Origin of the sequence: Mycobacterium sp. IS-3022, from assembly GCF_001500065.1 — a bacterium.
Classification (GTDB): Bacteria; Actinomycetota; Actinomycetes; order Mycobacteriales; family Mycobacteriaceae; genus Mycobacterium.
This window is the reverse complement of sequence record NZ_LQIN01000047.1, coordinates 1-632: the sequence shown is the minus strand read 5'-3', so window position 1 is coordinate 632 and position 632 is coordinate 1. Positions and strand designations below refer to the sequence as shown.

The window sequence follows — 632 nt, the reverse complement described above, 5'->3', positions numbered from 1 at the left end:
GCGACGATCGCTTCCTTGACGTTCTGGTGGATCGCCGATTCGACGGTGCACATGAACCGCGATCCCATGTTGATGCCGTCGGCGCCCAGCGCGAGCGCCGCGACCAGCCCGCGGCCGTCGGCGAATCCGCCCGAGGCGATCATCGGGATCTCGATCTTGGTCGACGCCGCCGGAATCAGCACCAGCCCCGGGATGTCGTCCTCACCGGGATGCCCGGCGCACTCGAACCCGTCGATGCTGATGCCGTCCACGCCCAGGCTCTGCGCTTTGACCGCGTGGCGAACCGACGTGCACTTGTGCAGCACCTTGATGCCGTTGTCGTGAAACATCGGCAGGTGCGGAGCCGGGTTCGAGCCCGCGGTCTCCACGATCTTGATGCCGGCGTCGACGATCACCTGGCGGTACTCGTCGTAGGGCGGCGGGTTGATCGTCGGCAGGATCGTCAGGTTGACACCGAACGGCTTGTCGGTCAGGTCGCGGCACTTGGCGATCTCCTTCGCCAAGTCCGCCGGAGTCGGCTGCGTCAACGCGGTGATGAAGCCGAGCGCGCCCGCATTCGCCACGGCCGCAACGAGTTCCGCGCGGCCGACCCACTGCATCCCGCCCTGCACGACGGGGTGCTCGACCCCGAA

The 632-nt window shown here is 67.4% G+C and carries 1 protein-coding gene; it reads right to left on the bottom strand.

Going from position 1 to position 632, the window contains the following annotated elements:
- The coding region (locus tag AU188_RS20290) for an NAD(P)H-dependent flavin oxidoreductase (RefSeq protein WP_172799555.1) at window positions 1-632 on the bottom strand (632 nt) is incomplete at both ends.